The sequence below is a fragment of the Paeniglutamicibacter sp. MACA_103 genome (genome assembly GCF_045798555.1).
Taxonomy (GTDB): domain Bacteria; phylum Actinomycetota; class Actinomycetes; order Actinomycetales; family Micrococcaceae; genus Paeniglutamicibacter.
This window is the reverse complement of record NZ_JBIXLN010000046.1, coordinates 1-14,228: the sequence shown is the minus strand read 5'-3', so window position 1 is coordinate 14,228 and position 14,228 is coordinate 1. Positions and strand designations below refer to the sequence as shown.

Here is a 14,228-nt window from a genome sequence, read left to right as displayed (position 1 = left end):
GTGTTCACTTGTGGTGCTTGCGCGCCACGGTGCCTCCTTAGCTCAGTTGGTAGAGCGTTTCACTCGTAATGAAAAGGTCGCCAGTTCGATTCTGGCAGGAGGCTCGCAGCTTCAACTCGAGGGCCCGTCACCGTCAGGTGGCGGGCCCTCGTGCGTTGGATTCCGTCCGCAACGCCCGGTGCGGTGGTGGCCGTCTAGGGCCCGCCTCCGTGGATGAACGCCCGGGCGTGGTCCACCGCCTTCTTGAACGCATCGTTGCGGAGCCTGAGCTCTTCCTCGCCCCGGGATTCGACGTAGTCGGTGATTCCCGGGCGCAAGAGCCAGATCCCGCTCACGGGCGGCAGGTAGAGCACGGCAAAACAGCGGCGCCGCTCGTCCGCGGTCCACATCGGCACCACGGCCAGCGCGGCGCCCGTATCGGCGTTGACCCATTGCGCACGGGGAACGGGCAGTTCGTGGATCTCGGGATCCAGGAACGGTGCCGTCCCCTGGCCCCATCGCGTCTCAAAGCGCTCAAGGAACTCGGGCAGCAACGGCGCATCGTAGCGATGCCAGGAATTCACGGCAGGCTCCTTTCCGGGGGCGGGGTCCAGACCAGTGGCCCCGCCAACACGTCGGGCCGGGTCGTGCGGGAAACCCGTCTGGCCCCCGCCGCCCTCGAAGCCCCGCGGGCGGATGGGTGTTCGCGATCGTACGCGGACCGGGCGGCGGCATTGCCCAGGACCGCATAGGCATCCATCACCGACTGCAGGCGGGAACGCTCCAGCGCGTCCTGCCCCGGGCCGTCGGTCCCCGGCCTGGTGTCGGGATGGTGCAGGCGCATTTGGGCCCGGTAGGCACGGGAGATCTCGGCGGCGCTGGCCTGCGGATCCAGGCGAAGCACCGCATAGGGGTTGCGGGAGTCCACGGGAATGCCTTTCGAATCATCGCGCCGGGGTTCGGCGCGGGCAGGGCCTGGGATGCCGAAGATGGTCCCGTCCCCCGCCGGTGACCGGGACCATCTTCGAAGGGGACGGCGTCGCCCCCGGCCCCACGATGCGCCGGAGGCGCCGCGGTGTGCCTTGTGGCCAACACCGGCATTTACTGATGCCGGGAGCGGGCCGTCCCCGTCGGGTGAACCATCTCGGGGACCTCAGGCGCCGATGGACTGGCGGCCGGACTCCTTGCTGGTGATGGCGATCTTGCGTGCCTTCGCCTGTTCGGCGACCGGAATCCGCAGGGTCAGCACACCCGCGTCGTAGCTGGCGTCGATGTTCTCCGTATCGAGGTTCTCCCCCAGCACCAGCTGGCGGCTGAACACTCCGCGCGCGCGTTCGGCGGCAAGGATTTCGACCTCGTCTCCCAGTGCACCTCGTTCGGCCTTGATGGTCACGACGTTGTTTTCGACATCCAGGTCGATCGAATCGGGGCTTACCCCCGGGAGGTCAAACTCGACCCGGAATGTATCGCCTTCACGCCAGGCGTCCATGCTCATGGCCGCCGGCCTGGCCGTTGTCCCCCAAACCTGCTGGGCGAGCTTGTCGAGTTCACGGAACGGATCTGAGCGCATCAACATTGTTCTCTCCTTCACAGCTTTGTCGTTTGCCGATCCCGCTGCCCCGTGTGGCTGCGGGTATTAATTTTTTAGCATCACTCCACCGCCCGCGCAACAAGAAATTTCCTGGGAATTTGGCCATTTTTTGCCCCGAACCCACGGGTTCCGCGCCTTGGGCGGCCGGGGGCCGGAGCACGCCTTAAGCGCGTGTGGGGACCCGTTTCCGGGTCCCCACACGCCTCCGTCCTGCAGTGCCCCCGTTCAGGGGAGCCACTTTGTCGCCTAGGCGAAGTCGCTGACGGCCGGGTCGGCGGCGATGCGGCCATCGGCGCCCTTGTCCAGGGCGTTGATCGCGGCGATGTCGTCGGCGTCCAGCTGCACACCGAGACCCTCAATGTTCTCCACGATGCGCGACGGGGTCACCGACTTCGGGATGACCACGCTGCCCAGGGCCAGGTGCCAGGCAATGACGACCTGGGCGACGCTGGCATGGTGCTTCTCGGCGATGGCGACGAGTGCCGGATCCTGCAGCAGTTCGTTGCCCTGGCCCAGCGGCGACCACGACTGGTGCAGAATGCCCTTGGACGCTTCGAACTCGCGCAGTTCGGCTTGGGGGAAGTACGGGTGGGTCTCGACCTGGTTGATCACCGGCAGCACGCCGGTGGCTTCCTCGAGCTCGGCGAGCGCCTCGACGGTGAAGTTGCAGACGCCGATGGACTTCACGCGGCCGGACTTCTGCAGCTCGACGAGCGCACGCCAGGTGTCCACGTACTTGCCCTGCTTGGGCTGCAGCCAGTGGATCAGGTAGAGGTCGAGGTACTCCAGGCCCAGGCGTTCCATCGATGCGTCGAAGGCGGCCAGGGTGGAGTCGTAGCCCTGGTCGGCGTTCCACACCTTGGTGGTGATGAACATGTCCTCGCGGGGCACGTCGGTGGCGGCAATGGCGCGGCCGACGCCCTCCTCGTTGCCGTAGATGCGGGCGGTGTCGATGTGGCGGTATCCGGCGGCGAAGGCCTGCTGGACAACGTCGGTTGCGACGTCGTCTTCGACCTTCCAGACCCCGTAGCCAAGCTGGGGAATGGTGTTGCCGTCGTGGAATGTGAGATCTGGGGATACAAGGTTCGTCATGTTTCCCATCCTGCCACCGTGCATTGAAAGCAATTGCCGGAGGCGGGAAGGATCAGCGCTGGGCGAAACCTCTTGCCCCGCGGTCAGGACCCCTGGTGCTTGGCCATTTCGGCTTCCGCCGCGCCGATGCCCTCGGCCACCAGGTCCGCGCGCATGGCAACGTTCTCCAGTCCCGCCGACGCGTAGCCCCAGCGTTCCCCGTCGAGGCGCGCCATGGCGGCGACCTGAGCGGTGGTGGCCAGGTCGTTGGCGGCCTTGGACAGCAGGCGGTGGACTGCGTAGAGATCGTGCGGGACGTCGTCCCCGCTGCTCGGGGACTTGGCCTGGGCGGCGACACACACGGCGCGCACCCGCCCCTGGAGCTCGGCCAGGTGGTTGGCGATGAGGATCAGGGCATTGTGCAGGTCGTCGTCCTCGATGCCCTCGAGGACCTGGTGCACCCGATCCAGCGAACGCCCGAACCTGTCATAGGCACGGCGCCATACCCCGTCGCCGAGTTCCTTGTTGTCGCGGCGTGCGCCGCGAACGGAGGAGAACAGCCCCATCTACGTGTTTGCCTTTGTTATTGCCATGGTCTCCCCCGGTGGTTCAATATGCCCGAGGAACATTTCGCTTCCCGTGTTGCCAATTCCAGTCTAGAGGTACTGCCCATACCCGGTCTCGCCCTCGGCGCCCGGTCCCTGGGCGGGTCGCTCGGAACCCTCGGCCGCACCCGGGCCACCCTGTGGCATGCGTTCGGGCTCGCCCTGCTCGTTGATGACGATCCCCGGGGCCACCTGGGTGCCCGGGGGAAGCTGGCGCATCGCCATGCGCTGGGCCAGCTGCTGGTTGGCCATCTGCTGGGCGGCCATCGCCGCCTGCAGGCCGTGGAAGACTCCCTCGAGCCAGCCCACCAATTGGGCCTGCGCCACGCGAAGCTCCGCCTCCGAGGGCGTCTCCCCGTCGGCGAAGGGCAGCCGGATGCGGTGGAGTTCCTCGGCAAGTTCAGGGGACAGCCCGGTCTCCAGCTCGTGGACGGAGCGTTCGTGGATGTCGGCCATGCGGGCGCGGGCTTCCTCGTCCAACGGGGCCGAGCGCACCTCCTCGAGCAGCTGCTTGATCATCCCGCCGATGCGCATGAGCTTGGCCGGCTCGCCAATGTTCATCACCTTCACGCCGTCCTTGCCGGGCGCATGCCCGCCCGGGGTGCCGGCGACGTTGCCGGCAGCGGGGGCCGCGGGGTGCCCGGCGGGACCCGTTGTCCCGGCGCCCGGGCGGGTGCCGGCCTCGGCCGTGGCCTGGAATGGCCACGTCGCATCCTCTGACGCGGGGGTGTTCGATGCAGAGTCGGGATCGGGGATCTGGTCACTGTGCTCGCTCATGGCTCCATCTTGCCATGTGATTCCCCGGGCAGGCAGGAAGATTTCGTTGTTGGTTCAAAGCCAACCGCGGTCGGGGGCCGCGAGGCGGAGCCCCGCGCGGTCGCCCGCCAACGCCACGGGGCCGGCGGACAGTGGCCGCCGGCCCCGTGGCCCTTATGCGCTTGCGCACGGAATGCCGGTCAGCAGCACCGGCCCTGCGGGTTCTTCTCCTGCCAGTCGGTGTAGTCGCGCCAGAATTCGCGCGCGCCCATGGGAGCGACACCCGGATGCGTGCGCGCCTGGTGTTCGAGGTAGACCCGGTACTTGTCCGCCCCCAGCACCCCCTCGAGGTAGCGCCCGAGGCCGCGGGCCACGTTGCCGACCGCGCACAGGCCGCGGGCCAGCACCGAGGGACCTGCGCCCCGGGCGCCGGAGCTTGCGCTGTCCATGGTCAGTGGCCCCCGCGTGCGATCTGGTGCTCCGGGGGGACCTGCTTCCAGGCCTTCTCCAGTTCCTTCTCCGCCGGGGATGAAACCAGTCCGCTCGGTGCGTAGATGCGCGAGGGGATCTCCGGATCCTCGGTGTCGGTCCCGCCGCCGTTGGGGTAGGCCCGGATGGTAGCGATGACCGCGGCGATGATCACGATCAGCGAGAGCACCAGGAAGATCACCGAGAGCCAGCCCTGGACACCGGTGTTGCGCACCACTGCCTCCATGGCCTCAACGTTCTTGGCAGTGCCGAAGGTGGTTTCCCCGCGCTCGAGGGCGCCCTTGAACGCGTTGTGCTGGGCGAAGTAGCCCACGGCCGGGACCGGGGAGAAGATCTTCAGGAACGAAGCCGACACCGTGACCACGGTGGCGAACGCCAGCGGCAGCACCACGATCCACAGGTACTTGAAGTTCCCGCGCTTGGCCACGATGGTCATGACCACGGCCAGGGCGATGGCCGCCAGCAGCTGGTTGGAGATGCCGAAGAGCGGGAAGAAGGTGTTGATCCCGCCCAGCGGGTCGGTGACCCCGAGGATCAGGATGTACCCCCAGGCCGCGACCATGATGGCGGTACACACCCAGGCTCCGGGGCGCCAGGAGGTGTCCTTGAACTTCGGGATGAAGTTGCCGATGGTGTCCTGCAGCATGAAGCGGGCCACGCGGGTTCCGGCATCCACGGCCGTGAGGATGAACAGCGCCTCGAACATGATGGCGAAGTGGTACCAGAAGGCCATCATCGCCGGCCCGCCGAACCACTGGTTCATGATGTGCGCGATGCCCACGGCCAGCGTCGGGGCGCCGCCGGTGCGCGAGACCACGGATTCCTCGCCCACGCCTGCTGCCAGGTCGGTGAGCATGCTCGGGGTCAGGTTCACGCCGGTCAGGCCCAGGGAGTTCACGAACGCCACGGCGCCTTCCACGGTGCCGCCGGTGGCGGCGGCCGAGGAGTTCATGGCGAAGTAGATGCCGCGGTCGATGGAGATCGCCGCGACCAGGGCCATGATGGCCACGAAGGATTCCATGAGCATGCCGCCGTAGCCCAGGAAGCGGGTCTGCTTTTCCTTTTCCACCATCTTCGGGGTGGTGCCCGAGGAGATCAGCGCATGGAACCCGGAAAGGGCGCCACAGGCAATGGTGACAAAGAGGAACGGGAAGAGGTGCCCGGCAACCACCGGGCCCTTGTCGGAGCCCGCGAACTCGGAGATCGCCGGAACGCTGATTTCCGGGCGGACCACGATGATGGCCACGGCCAGCAGGCCGATGACGCCGATCTTCATGAACGTGGAGAGGTAGTCGCGCGGGGCCAGCAGCAGCCACACCGGGAGCACCGCGGCAATGAAGCCGTACACGATGATGAACCAGGCCAGGGTGGTGCGGTCCAGGTGGAAGAGCTCGGCGCCCCACGCTGATTCGGCAACCCAGCGGCCGGAGATGATGGCGAACATCAGCAGCACGAAGCCGATCAGGGAAATTTCCATGACCTTGCCCGGGCGGATGAAGCGCAGGTAGACGCCCATGAACAGTGCGATCGGGATGGTCAGGCCGACCGAGTACACGCCCCAGGCGGATTCGCCCAGCGCATTGACGACCACCAGGGCCAGGATGGCGACGATGATGACCATGATGGCCAGGGTCGCGATCAGGGCCGCGGTGCCGCCGATGACCCCGAGTTCCTCGCGGGCCATCTGTCCCAGCGAACGTCCGCCGCGGCGCATCGAGAAGAACATGACCAGGTAGTCCTGGACCGCGCCGGCAAGCACCACGCCGATGATGATCCAGATGGTGCCCGGCAGGTAGCCCATCTGCGCGGCGAGGATCGGGCCGACCAGCGGGCCGGCGCCGGCGATGGCCGCGAAGTGGTGGCCGAAGAGCACGCGGCGGTCCGTCGGCATGAAGTCGCGGCCGTTGTTGTTGTATTCGGCCGGGGTGGCCCGGAAGTCATTGGGCTTGGCGATCTTGCGCTCAATGAACTTGGAGTAGAAGCGGTAGGCCACCAGGTAGGTGCACACGGCCGCGAAGACGAACCAGATGGCGTTGATGGTCTCCCCGCGGGAGAACGCCAGGATGGCCCAGGCGACGCCGCCGAGCAGCGAAATCGCCACCCACAGGGCAATCTTGGCCGGTGTCCATTTGCGTTCCTCGGCCTGGGCAACCTGCGGGTCGACACCTGCCGGGGGAAGCTCTGGAGCCGATGGTTGGGACGTGCTCATGTTTTCCTCTCACGGGGCTGACGGATCGGACGATGCGAGTGATCCTTGGGGCGTGTGCCGCGGACTTTTGTGGTCCGCGACACCGCCCCTTGTGATCTACCGTAGCCCGTGGGAAAAACAGTTTCAGATCTTTACGATGATTTTTCCCGTGTGGTTCCCCGAATCGAAGTATTCATGCGCCGAACGGGCCTCTGTGAAGGGGAAACGGCGGTCGATCGACAGATCCAGCGTGCCCTCGGCCAGCATCGGCAGCGCATGCTTCTTCACCGCCGCGACGATTTCCTCCTTCTGGCCCAGCGGCCGGGCGCGCAGCGTGGTTCCCATGACCCTGGCGCGCTTCGCCATCAGCGCGCCCAGGTTCAGTTCGGCCTTGGCCCCGCCCTGCAGGCCGATGACGACCAAGGTGCCGCCCGTGGCCAGGACGCGCACGTTGGCTTCCAGGTACTTGGCCCCCACGACGTCCAGGACCACGTCCACCCCGGCGCCGTCGGTCAATTCCAGGGTGCGTGCCGCGAAGTCCTCCTCGCGGTAGTTGATGCCCGCGTGGGCGCCGAGCGCCAGGCAGTGGGCGATTTTTTCCCCGCTCGAGGCGGTCACCAGGACCTTCGCACCTGCCGCGGCCGCCAACTGGATGGCCATGGAACCGATGCCGCCGGCACCGCCGTGCAACAGCACGGTGTTGCCTGCCCGGAGCCCGGCTTCAAGGAAGAGGTTGGACACCACGGTGCCTGCCACCTCCATGAAGCCCGCGGCGTCGGCGAGGTCCACGTCCCGCGGGACCTCCAGGACCAGCCCGGCGGGAACCGCCACGTACTGGGCATAGCCGCCGCCGGCCAAGAGTGCGCAAACCCGCTGGCCCGCGGCGAAGCCGGTCGTGCCCTCCCCCAGCGCCTCGATGGTGCCCGAGACCTCCAGCCCGGGGATGTCGCTGGCACCCGGCGGCGGCGGGTAGACGCCCTTGCGCTGTTGAACGTCGGCGCGGTTCAGCCCGAAGGCCACCACCTTGATGAGCACCTCCCCGGGCCCCGGGACCGGCATGGGCCGGTCGACCTCGACCAGCACCTCGGGACCGCCTGCACCCCGGTATTCAAAGGCACGCATCATCGCCATCGTCATCTCCCCATATCCTTCGCTCCGCTCGCAGGTCTTGCCCGGCGGCCCGTGCTACTCAGGTCCCGGCACCTGCGTCTTGTCTCGTTGGGGCCACTCTAACCGCCCGGAAATTCCGGCTCCTGTTTGTGACCCGCGGGGCGTGGCGGTCCGGCCGCCCCTTCCGGCTGGCGTATACTTTTTGGGTCTGGATGGTTGTCCGAGCGGCCTAAGGAGCTGGTCTTGAAAACCAGTGTGCGGTAACCCCGTACCAAGAGTTCAAATCTCTTACCATCCGCTCAATGCAAGGAGGCGGTTCCCGTACCCACGGGAACCGCCTCCTTCCGTTAACCCGCAGGCCATGGCCAGGGGTTGGTGCGACACGTAGGATTCCATGCAACCGGGCAGGCTGGATTCCCGGTTCACGAACCGAAGACAAACCCAGGATTGGAAGCGTTCGACAATGTCCCTGCGCGAGAACACCCCTGCCGGAAACCCGGTCTGGACCGACATCATGACCTCCGACATCGAAGCCAGCAAGAAATTCTATGCAGCACTCTTCGGGTGGGAATTCGAGGAACCGATCGCCGAGGAATACGGCGGATACCTCAGTGCCACGCGGCAGGGGCACCTCGTCGCGGGACTCTCCCCCTACCAGCCGGAGTTCGGCGGCATTCCCAACATCTGGTCGCTGTACTTGAAGAGCGACGACATCGCCGCCACGGCGGCCGACGTCCAGGGCGCCGGCGGCCAGGTCCTGATGCCGCCGATGCATGTGGCGCCGTACGGGCACATGGGCATCTTCCTTGATGCCGGCGGTGCCGCATTCGGTGTGTGGCAGCCGCAGGAGCACGAGGGATTCGGCGTCGATTCCGAGCACGGCTCCCCCGTCTGGCACGAGCTTCATTCGAAGGACTACCCCGCCGCGGTGGAGTTCTATTCCAAGGCCTTTGGCTGGGACATGCACGTCATGTCGGATTCCCCGGAATTCAGGTACACCACCTACGGACAGGGCGACGACGCCCGGGCCGGACTGATGGACGCCTCAGGCTTCCTGCCGGAGGCGGTCCCCGGGTTCTGGGTGACCTACTGGGGCGTGGACGACGTGGATGCGGCCTGCGCCACTGCGGTGGCCAACGGCGGCACCGTCACCGAGGGCCCGCAGGATTCGGAGTTCGGCCGGGTTGCGGCGATCACCGATTGCTGCGGAGCCTCCTTGAAACTGGTGGGCGTGCTGCAGGGCTAGGCGCTTCCCCGGCCGGGCGAAGGTGCGGTGTTGCTGACCGCACCTTCGCCCGGCCCCGCTTTCAACTCGGCTGGTTCAGGTCCTTGACCTGGCTGAGGCGAAGCAGTTCCCGGGCAATGTCCTGGGCATCGCCGAGCGTCCGGGCCGCTCCGTCGAGCGGCGCCCCGGCCTGGGCGGCAATCGCGGTCCCCCATTGCACCGAGGACAGCTGCAGCCCCAGCACGAAGATTGCCCGGTGCGCCAGTCCCCGGGCATCGACCATCCGGTAGGGCTCGCCCACGACTTCCAGCCCCTGTCCCGGGATCGGTTCGCCCTGGTCGTTGCGCATGGTGAAGGCCGCGGCCAGTCCGTCGTCAAGCAGCTGCCGCAGCAACGGCGAATCGGTTTGCAGCACGCGGTTGGCCGGCATCATCGCCTCGATAAGGGTGCGCGCCGTGTATGCCGGGGCGTCGACCCAGGGCGAGGACGCGGTGAACTTCCCGGTGGGCACGTCGATCTCGAATTCCGGGTCGGGGCCGATGAATTCCACGACGTTGGCGCGTGCCAGCGCGGCCAGTTCCTCGATGCGCTGCAGCGGCGGGCCGGAGGCCAGCCCTTCCACCAAGGGCTCGAACCAGCCCTGCACCTCGGCCAGTCGCGACTCGTCGGAGATCAGGCCCTCGGCGATCATGTCCTTGACGATCATGCGCCCCGCGTTCAGGGTGGCAATGGCCATCTTCAGAGGGTCCTTCTCGCCCTCCGCCGAGGAAATCGCGTCGTATTCCAGGTATTCCATGACGGACTTTTGGTATTCCTTCAGGGAGGAAAATCCCCTCTCGGCGAAGGGATGTCCCAGCCCGGGGACGTCCAAGAACCCCAGTGCCGGGGCAAGCTCGTCGATGAGTCGCTTAGCGTCCTGCAGCCATACCTGCGATCCGGCCTGGTGCTCGGCATCGAGGGCGTTGATGAGCAGCCCGACGAATTCGTCCGGGTCCACCTCGAAGCGGGAAGGATGGCGCTGGGCGGCGGTGCGGTAGTAGGCCAGCAAGACATCGCGGTGCAGCAGCGGCCACACGTGGGCGTCGAAGCGCGCCGTTGCTTCCGGGTTCAGCGCCCGGGCCTCGGCGACCTTTTGGATGATCACCTCGCCATCCAGGTAGCGCAGCCGGACGGAGTCCGGGATGAATTCCTCGATGCAGGATTTCGCGCGGTACGGCGTACCGCGCCGGGAGGCCGCGACGATCCGCGGCTCGCGGCCCGTGGGCCAGTATTCAAGGGCCCGGCCGGGCCCGCCGTTGATTTCGTTGAACTGCCCGCCGCGCCCCACCGTCAACGCGACCATCACGTCGAAGAAGTTCAGGCCCAGTCCGCGCACCAAGACGGTCTCCCCGCCCGGGACCTTGTCCCAGGCAACGTCCCCGGGCACGTTGGGCCCCTGGTAGAGCAGGCCGGCGTCGTCCGCGGCCTGGGCCATGGCTTCCTGTGCCGGGTTGAGTCGCGCCGGGACATGTCCCAGCGCCAACACCACCGCGTCGGCGCGCAATTCGAATCCCTCGCCGGAGCGTCGCGGGTGGGGGCGGGTGTCATCGACCGGGTGCCCTTGCAATAGGTAGTCGGCATCCCCGCGGTGCAGCCCGGTGATTTCGGCACGCTCGAAACGCACCTCGGAGACTGCCTCCTGGGATCGCAAGGCGGCAACCGAACGGTCGAATACATGGCGCAGGTACCGGCCGTAGAGGGCGCGCGGCGGGTAGGAGCCGCGGCCCATTTGCCCCAATTCAGCGCTTTCCACGCTGCTCAGCACCGCACCGTCGCCGTCTGTCGCACGCCATTGGTCAAAGCTCAGTCCCGGTGCATCCGGGTGCGTGCGCACGGGCGCCACGGTCGGGAAGCCCGCCGGGGTGTTCATCAGGAAGTGCCGGGATTGCGCCGTGGACCAGACATGCCCGGCACCCGGATCGTGGACGTCAAAGACCACCACGGTGATTTTGTGTGAGTGGTTTCGGGTTCGTCCCAGTTCCGACGCCAGGCGTTCGAGGACGGAGGTTCCCCTCGGCCCCGCTCCCACGATGGCTATGACGTACGGTTCTCGACCGGGATTTTGCTTCTCACTCACGGGATTCAGCCTAGCGTCCCAGCGCCGCTGCGCGCCGTGGAGGTCGAAAGCCGGGGCCGTGTCACCCCGCGATCCGGTGTCCGGGGCCCTGTGTCTGCCGGTCACCGGATCATGCCCCGGGGTCCGAGCGAATTCCCGGTGGTGCATGAGAGACTGTGCCCATGAGCCCTGATTATCCTCGTGAGACCGATCTAAACGCCCCGGATACTGCTGAAGCCCCGGTCTTGGAAGGGCAGGCCCCTATGACCTCCGCCCCGGCGCACGACATCGATTCCACCGCCGGTGGCACCCCCGAAGACCAGTTGCTGTGGCTGGAGGAACTGGATTCGGAGCGCGCCATGGAATGGGTGCTCGGGCAGAATGCCCGCACCGAGGCCGAGCTCTTCGACGCAGACTTTGCCGCCACCCAACAAGAAATCCTCAAGGTCCTGGATGCCGCGGACAGGATCCCGATGGTCACCAAGCGCGGGGAGCACTACTACAACTTCTGGCGCGACTCGGAGCACCCCAAGGGCTTGTGGCGGCGCACCGACTGGGAGTCGTACAAGCAGGAGGACCCCGATTGGGAAGTCCTGCTCGACGTGGATGCCTTGGCTGCGGCCGAAGGCACCGACTGGGTCTTCTCCGGGGCACAGATGCTGCGCCCGGCACCGGGTGAAGAGTACGCCCGGGCCCTGGTCAAGCTTTCCCCTGACGGTGGGGACCAGGTGCGCGTGCGGGAATTCGACTTGCCGTCCCTCGCCTTTGTCCCGGGCGGCTTCGACCTGCCCGTAGCCAAGACCAACGTCTCCTGGGCGGATGCGGACACGCTGTTCGTGGCAACCGATGTCGGCGAGGGGTCGCTCACGCGTTCCTCCTATGCCCGCACCGTGCGCCGGCTGCTCCGCGGGCAGTCACTGGCCGAGGCCGAGGAAATCTTCGCCATCGACCAGTCACACGTCCTGGCCTACGTTTCCCATGACTCGACCCCGGGGTACGAACGCGACGTAGCCCACGACGTCATCGACTTCTACAACTCCAAGACCTTCGTGCGCCGCGAGGACCGGTGGGTGCACGTGGAGGTCCCCACCGACGTCGGGGTCTCGCTGCACCGCGGATGGGTGCTGTTCTCCCCGCAGACGCCCTGGACCCGCGACGGCGCCACGCACGTTCCGGGCTCGCTCGTCCTGGCCGATCTCGAGGAATTCATGGCCGGCACGGCCACGCCGCGCGAAATATTCGTTCCCACGGCCTCCACGTCCCTGCAGTCCATCGACTTCACGGCCAACCACATTCTCCTCAATGTCCTGCAGGACGTCTCCTCGCAAATACTCGTCTGCGATCCCGCGAACGACTTCGCGCTCAGCCCCCTGGACATCGGCTCCCCGCTGCACAGCTTCAGCATTTCGGCCGTCGACGACGAGGATCCCGCATGCGGTGACGACTTCTGGCTAACGCTCACCGGGTTCCTCACGCCCACCACGCTGGCCCGCGGCACCGTCACCGCCGATCCGGATCCAGCCGGCTCCACCGTCCCCCAGGTCGTCAAGGGCGCCCCCGCGCGTTTCGATGCCGGCGACTTCGAGGTTTCCCAGCACTTCGCCGTTTCCGATGACGGCACGCGGGTCCCCTACTTCCAGGTGTCCCCGCGCGAGCTGCCGCTCGATGGAAAGAACCCGGTGCTGATGAACGGCTACGGCGGGTTCCAGACCAGCCTGACCCCGAGCTACCTTGGCGCGCTGGGTCCCGGCTGGCTGGTCCGCCGCACCGCGGCGGGCAGGCGCGGCAGCTACGTGGTGGCGAACATTCGCGGCGGTGGCGAGTACGGCCCGCGCTGGCACCGCGCCGCCTTGCGGGAGAACCGGCACCGCGCCTATGAGGACTTCGCGGCCGTCGCCCGGGATCTCATCGCCCGGGGCGTCACCTCGCGCGAGCACCTGGCAGCAACGGGGCGCTCCAACGGCGGGCTGCTCATGGGCAACATGATCACCGGCTACCCGGAGCTGTTCGGGGCAATCTCCTGCGGCGTTCCGTTGCTGGACATGCGTCGGTACACCCGCCTGGCAGCAGGGCATTCGTGGATTGCCGAGTACGGGGACCCGGACGTTCCCGGGGACTGGGAATTCGTGCGGACTTTCTCCCCGTACCACCGGCTCGACGATGCGCTGCCGGAGGGTATCGATTACCCGGCCTCCCTGATCTGGAGCGCAACCAGCGACGACCGGGTCGGCCCCGTGCAGGCCCGGAAGATGGCCGCGAAGATGATGGACATGGGTGTCGGCAATGTCCGGTACCACGAGTCGCTTGACGGTGGCCACGCCGGGGCCAGCGACAACAATGCGACCGCCACCATGCTTGCCACCAGTTACGAGTTCCTCTGGCGGCATGTCGGCGACTGAGTCACGACCCCGGGACCGCGGTGCCGATGCGCTTGAGTAGACGCTGGCTTAGCCGGACGTCGTGAGGCAACTCGCGGAGTTCGGCCGGGTCAATGGCCAGGTCCTGCTGTTCCAGGAGGTCGCTCAGGTGCTCCCAATACTCCGCTGCCATGTCGTCTTCGTCCTGGTCCTCCGACGGTTCATCCGGTCCAACCACAACCAGTGCCGTTTCCCTGATGTCCACCACCGATGCCTGGGACCACTTCTGGGATGAGGACCAACCGCGATCGTCCAACAGCAAGACGCTGCGTCCGGTGTCAAGAACCACCGCAAGCCGGACCGAAACCGCAATGCGGTCCCTGTTGGCCGTGTTGTAGTTCAGGTCCGCAACGGTGACCAGTCCGGTGGCTTGCATGGGTCCAACGCTACCGCCCGGGCGGTGCCCCTGGCGGCCGTGGTCCACCGATCTCGAGGGTTTGTTGCAGCCCTGCAGCACTCGTTTTGTGTGCCGCGCCAGCTTTGGGTAGTCTAGGGGAGCTGGAAACAGCGAAATGGACACGTGCCAGAGCGGCCGAATGGGCTTCACTGCTAATGAAGTGTCGGGGTTAAACTCGACCGGGAGTTCAAATCTCCCCGTGTCCGCTGAAAAACCCCTACTCCGGTGGGGGTTTTTTCGTCTTAACCCGGGGGGGGGGGGGGGGGGGGGGGGGGGGGGGGGGGGGGGGGGGGGGGCGGGGGGCG

General features: G+C 66.9%; 13 protein-coding genes and 3 tRNA genes. 5 read left to right on the top strand and 11 right to left on the bottom strand.

Annotated elements, in window-relative coordinates:
* Positions 1-31: 31 nt before the first annotated feature.
* Positions 32-104, top strand: a tRNA-Thr gene (locus ACIPVK_RS18050).
* A 90-nt stretch (positions 105-194) separates the two neighbouring features.
* Here the strand turns inward: ACIPVK_RS18050 and ACIPVK_RS18045 are convergent.
* The 9 genes from ACIPVK_RS18045 to ACIPVK_RS18005 all read right to left on the bottom strand — a co-directional run bounded on the left by ACIPVK_RS18045 (position 195) and on the right by ACIPVK_RS18005 (position 7,801).
* Positions 195-563: a hypothetical protein gene (locus ACIPVK_RS18045; protein ID WP_407613363.1), complete on the bottom strand. Its 369-nt coding sequence runs from the start codon at positions 561-563 to the stop codon at positions 195-197.
* Positions 560-907, bottom strand: coding sequence for a J domain-containing protein (locus ACIPVK_RS18040; protein WP_407613362.1), 348 nt, complete (start codon positions 905-907; stop codon positions 560-562). The genes ACIPVK_RS18045 and ACIPVK_RS18040 overlap by 4 nt, the downstream gene beginning before the upstream one ends.
* Positions 908-1,132: 225 nt before the next feature.
* Positions 1,133-1,555 carry an Hsp20/alpha crystallin family protein gene (locus tag ACIPVK_RS18035; protein WP_407613361.1) on the bottom strand — a complete coding sequence of 141 codons (423 nt, stop codon included), beginning with the start codon at positions 1,553-1,555 and terminating at the stop codon, positions 1,133-1,135.
* A 261-nt stretch (positions 1,556-1,816) separates the two neighbouring features.
* Positions 1,817-2,662, bottom strand: coding sequence for an aldo/keto reductase (locus ACIPVK_RS18030; RefSeq protein WP_407613360.1), 846 nt, complete (start codon positions 2,660-2,662; stop codon positions 1,817-1,819).
* A gap of 83 nt (positions 2,663-2,745) precedes the next feature.
* The gene (locus tag ACIPVK_RS18025; RefSeq protein WP_407613359.1) at positions 2,746-3,207 is read right to left on the bottom strand and encodes a hypothetical protein; all 462 of its coding nucleotides are present in this window, start codon (positions 3,205-3,207) and stop codon (positions 2,746-2,748) included.
* Positions 3,208-3,297: 90 nt separating this feature from the next.
* On the bottom strand, positions 3,298-4,023 hold the full coding sequence (locus ACIPVK_RS18020; protein ID WP_407613358.1) for a proteasome activator: 726 nt from the start codon (positions 4,021-4,023) through the stop codon (positions 3,298-3,300).
* A 179-nt stretch (positions 4,024-4,202) separates the two neighbouring features.
* On the bottom strand, positions 4,203-4,451 hold the full coding sequence (locus tag ACIPVK_RS18015) for a YbdD/YjiX family protein (protein ID WP_407613357.1): 249 nt from the start codon (positions 4,449-4,451) through the stop codon (positions 4,203-4,205).
* A 2-nt stretch (positions 4,452-4,453) separates the two neighbouring features.
* Positions 4,454-6,700, bottom strand: a complete 2,247-nt coding sequence (locus tag ACIPVK_RS18010) for a carbon starvation CstA family protein (protein ID WP_407613356.1) — start codon at positions 6,698-6,700, stop codon at positions 4,454-4,456.
* Between the two features lie 123 nt (positions 6,701-6,823).
* Entirely contained in the window at positions 6,824-7,801 is a 978-nt protein-coding gene (locus ACIPVK_RS18005; RefSeq protein WP_407613382.1) for an NAD(P)H-quinone oxidoreductase, read from the bottom strand.
* A gap of 198 nt (positions 7,802-7,999) precedes the next feature.
* Here ACIPVK_RS18005 and ACIPVK_RS18000 point away from each other — a divergent pair.
* Both ACIPVK_RS18000 and ACIPVK_RS17995 read left to right on the top strand, forming a co-directional pair.
* Positions 8,000-8,087 (top strand) — tRNA-Ser (locus ACIPVK_RS18000).
* A gap of 165 nt (positions 8,088-8,252) precedes the next feature.
* The gene (locus tag ACIPVK_RS17995; RefSeq protein ID WP_407613355.1) at positions 8,253-9,035 is read left to right on the top strand and encodes a VOC family protein; all 783 of its coding nucleotides are present in this window, start codon (positions 8,253-8,255) and stop codon (positions 9,033-9,035) included.
* A gap of 61 nt (positions 9,036-9,096) precedes the next feature.
* Here the strand turns inward: ACIPVK_RS17995 and ACIPVK_RS17990 are convergent, their stop codons facing one another.
* Positions 9,097-11,130: an FAD/NAD(P)-binding protein gene (locus ACIPVK_RS17990; RefSeq protein WP_407613354.1), complete on the bottom strand. Its 2,034-nt coding sequence runs from the start codon at positions 11,128-11,130 to the stop codon at positions 9,097-9,099.
* A gap of 242 nt (positions 11,131-11,372) precedes the next feature.
* Here ACIPVK_RS17990 and ACIPVK_RS17985 point away from each other — a divergent pair, with 242 nt between their 5' ends.
* Complete coding sequence (locus ACIPVK_RS17985) at positions 11,373-13,508, top strand: prolyl oligopeptidase family serine peptidase (RefSeq protein WP_407613353.1); 2,136 nt, start codon at positions 11,373-11,375, stop codon at positions 13,506-13,508.
* Position 13,509: 1 nt separating this feature from the next.
* Here the strand turns inward: ACIPVK_RS17985 and ACIPVK_RS17980 are convergent, their stop codons facing one another.
* The gene (locus ACIPVK_RS17980; protein ID WP_407613352.1) at positions 13,510-13,902 is read right to left on the bottom strand and encodes a hypothetical protein; all 393 of its coding nucleotides are present in this window, start codon (positions 13,900-13,902) and stop codon (positions 13,510-13,512) included.
* A gap of 138 nt (positions 13,903-14,040) precedes the next feature.
* Between ACIPVK_RS17980 and ACIPVK_RS17975 the strand changes: the two genes are divergently transcribed.
* A tRNA-Ser gene (locus ACIPVK_RS17975) sits at positions 14,041-14,129 on the top strand.
* Positions 14,130-14,228 lie beyond the last annotated feature (99 nt).

What these genes read in the sequence shown, in the direction of transcription:
- ACIPVK_RS17980 (WP_407613352.1), bottom strand. Translation starts at nt 13,902, where the DNA reads ATGCAAGCCACCGGACTGGTCACCGTTGCGGACCTGAACTACAACACG.
- ACIPVK_RS18020 (WP_407613358.1), bottom strand. Translation starts at nt 4,023, where the DNA reads ATGAGCGAGCACAGTGACCAGATCCCCGATCCCGACTCTGCATCGAAC.
- ACIPVK_RS18015 (WP_407613357.1), bottom strand. Translation starts at nt 4,451, where the DNA reads ATGGACAGCGCAAGCTCCGGCGCCCGGGGCGCAGGTCCCTCGGTGCTG.
- ACIPVK_RS17995 (WP_407613355.1), top strand. Translation starts at nt 8,253, where the DNA reads ATGTCCCTGCGCGAGAACACCCCTGCCGGAAACCCGGTCTGGACCGAC.
- ACIPVK_RS18035 (WP_407613361.1), bottom strand. Translation starts at nt 1,555, where the DNA reads ATGTTGATGCGCTCAGATCCGTTCCGTGAACTCGACAAGCTCGCCCAG.
- ACIPVK_RS18010 (WP_407613356.1), bottom strand. Translation starts at nt 6,700, where the DNA reads ATGAGCACGTCCCAACCATCGGCTCCAGAGCTTCCCCCGGCAGGTGTC.
- ACIPVK_RS17985 (WP_407613353.1), top strand. Translation starts at nt 11,373, where the DNA reads ATGACCTCCGCCCCGGCGCACGACATCGATTCCACCGCCGGTGGCACC.
- ACIPVK_RS18030 (WP_407613360.1), bottom strand. Translation starts at nt 2,662, where the DNA reads ATGACGAACCTTGTATCCCCAGATCTCACATTCCACGACGGCAACACC.
- ACIPVK_RS18025 (WP_407613359.1), bottom strand. Translation starts at nt 3,207, where the DNA reads ATGGGGCTGTTCTCCTCCGTTCGCGGCGCACGCCGCGACAACAAGGAA.
- ACIPVK_RS18005 (WP_407613382.1), bottom strand. Translation starts at nt 7,801, where the DNA reads ATGCGTGCCTTTGAATACCGGGGTGCAGGCGGTCCCGAGGTGCTGGTC.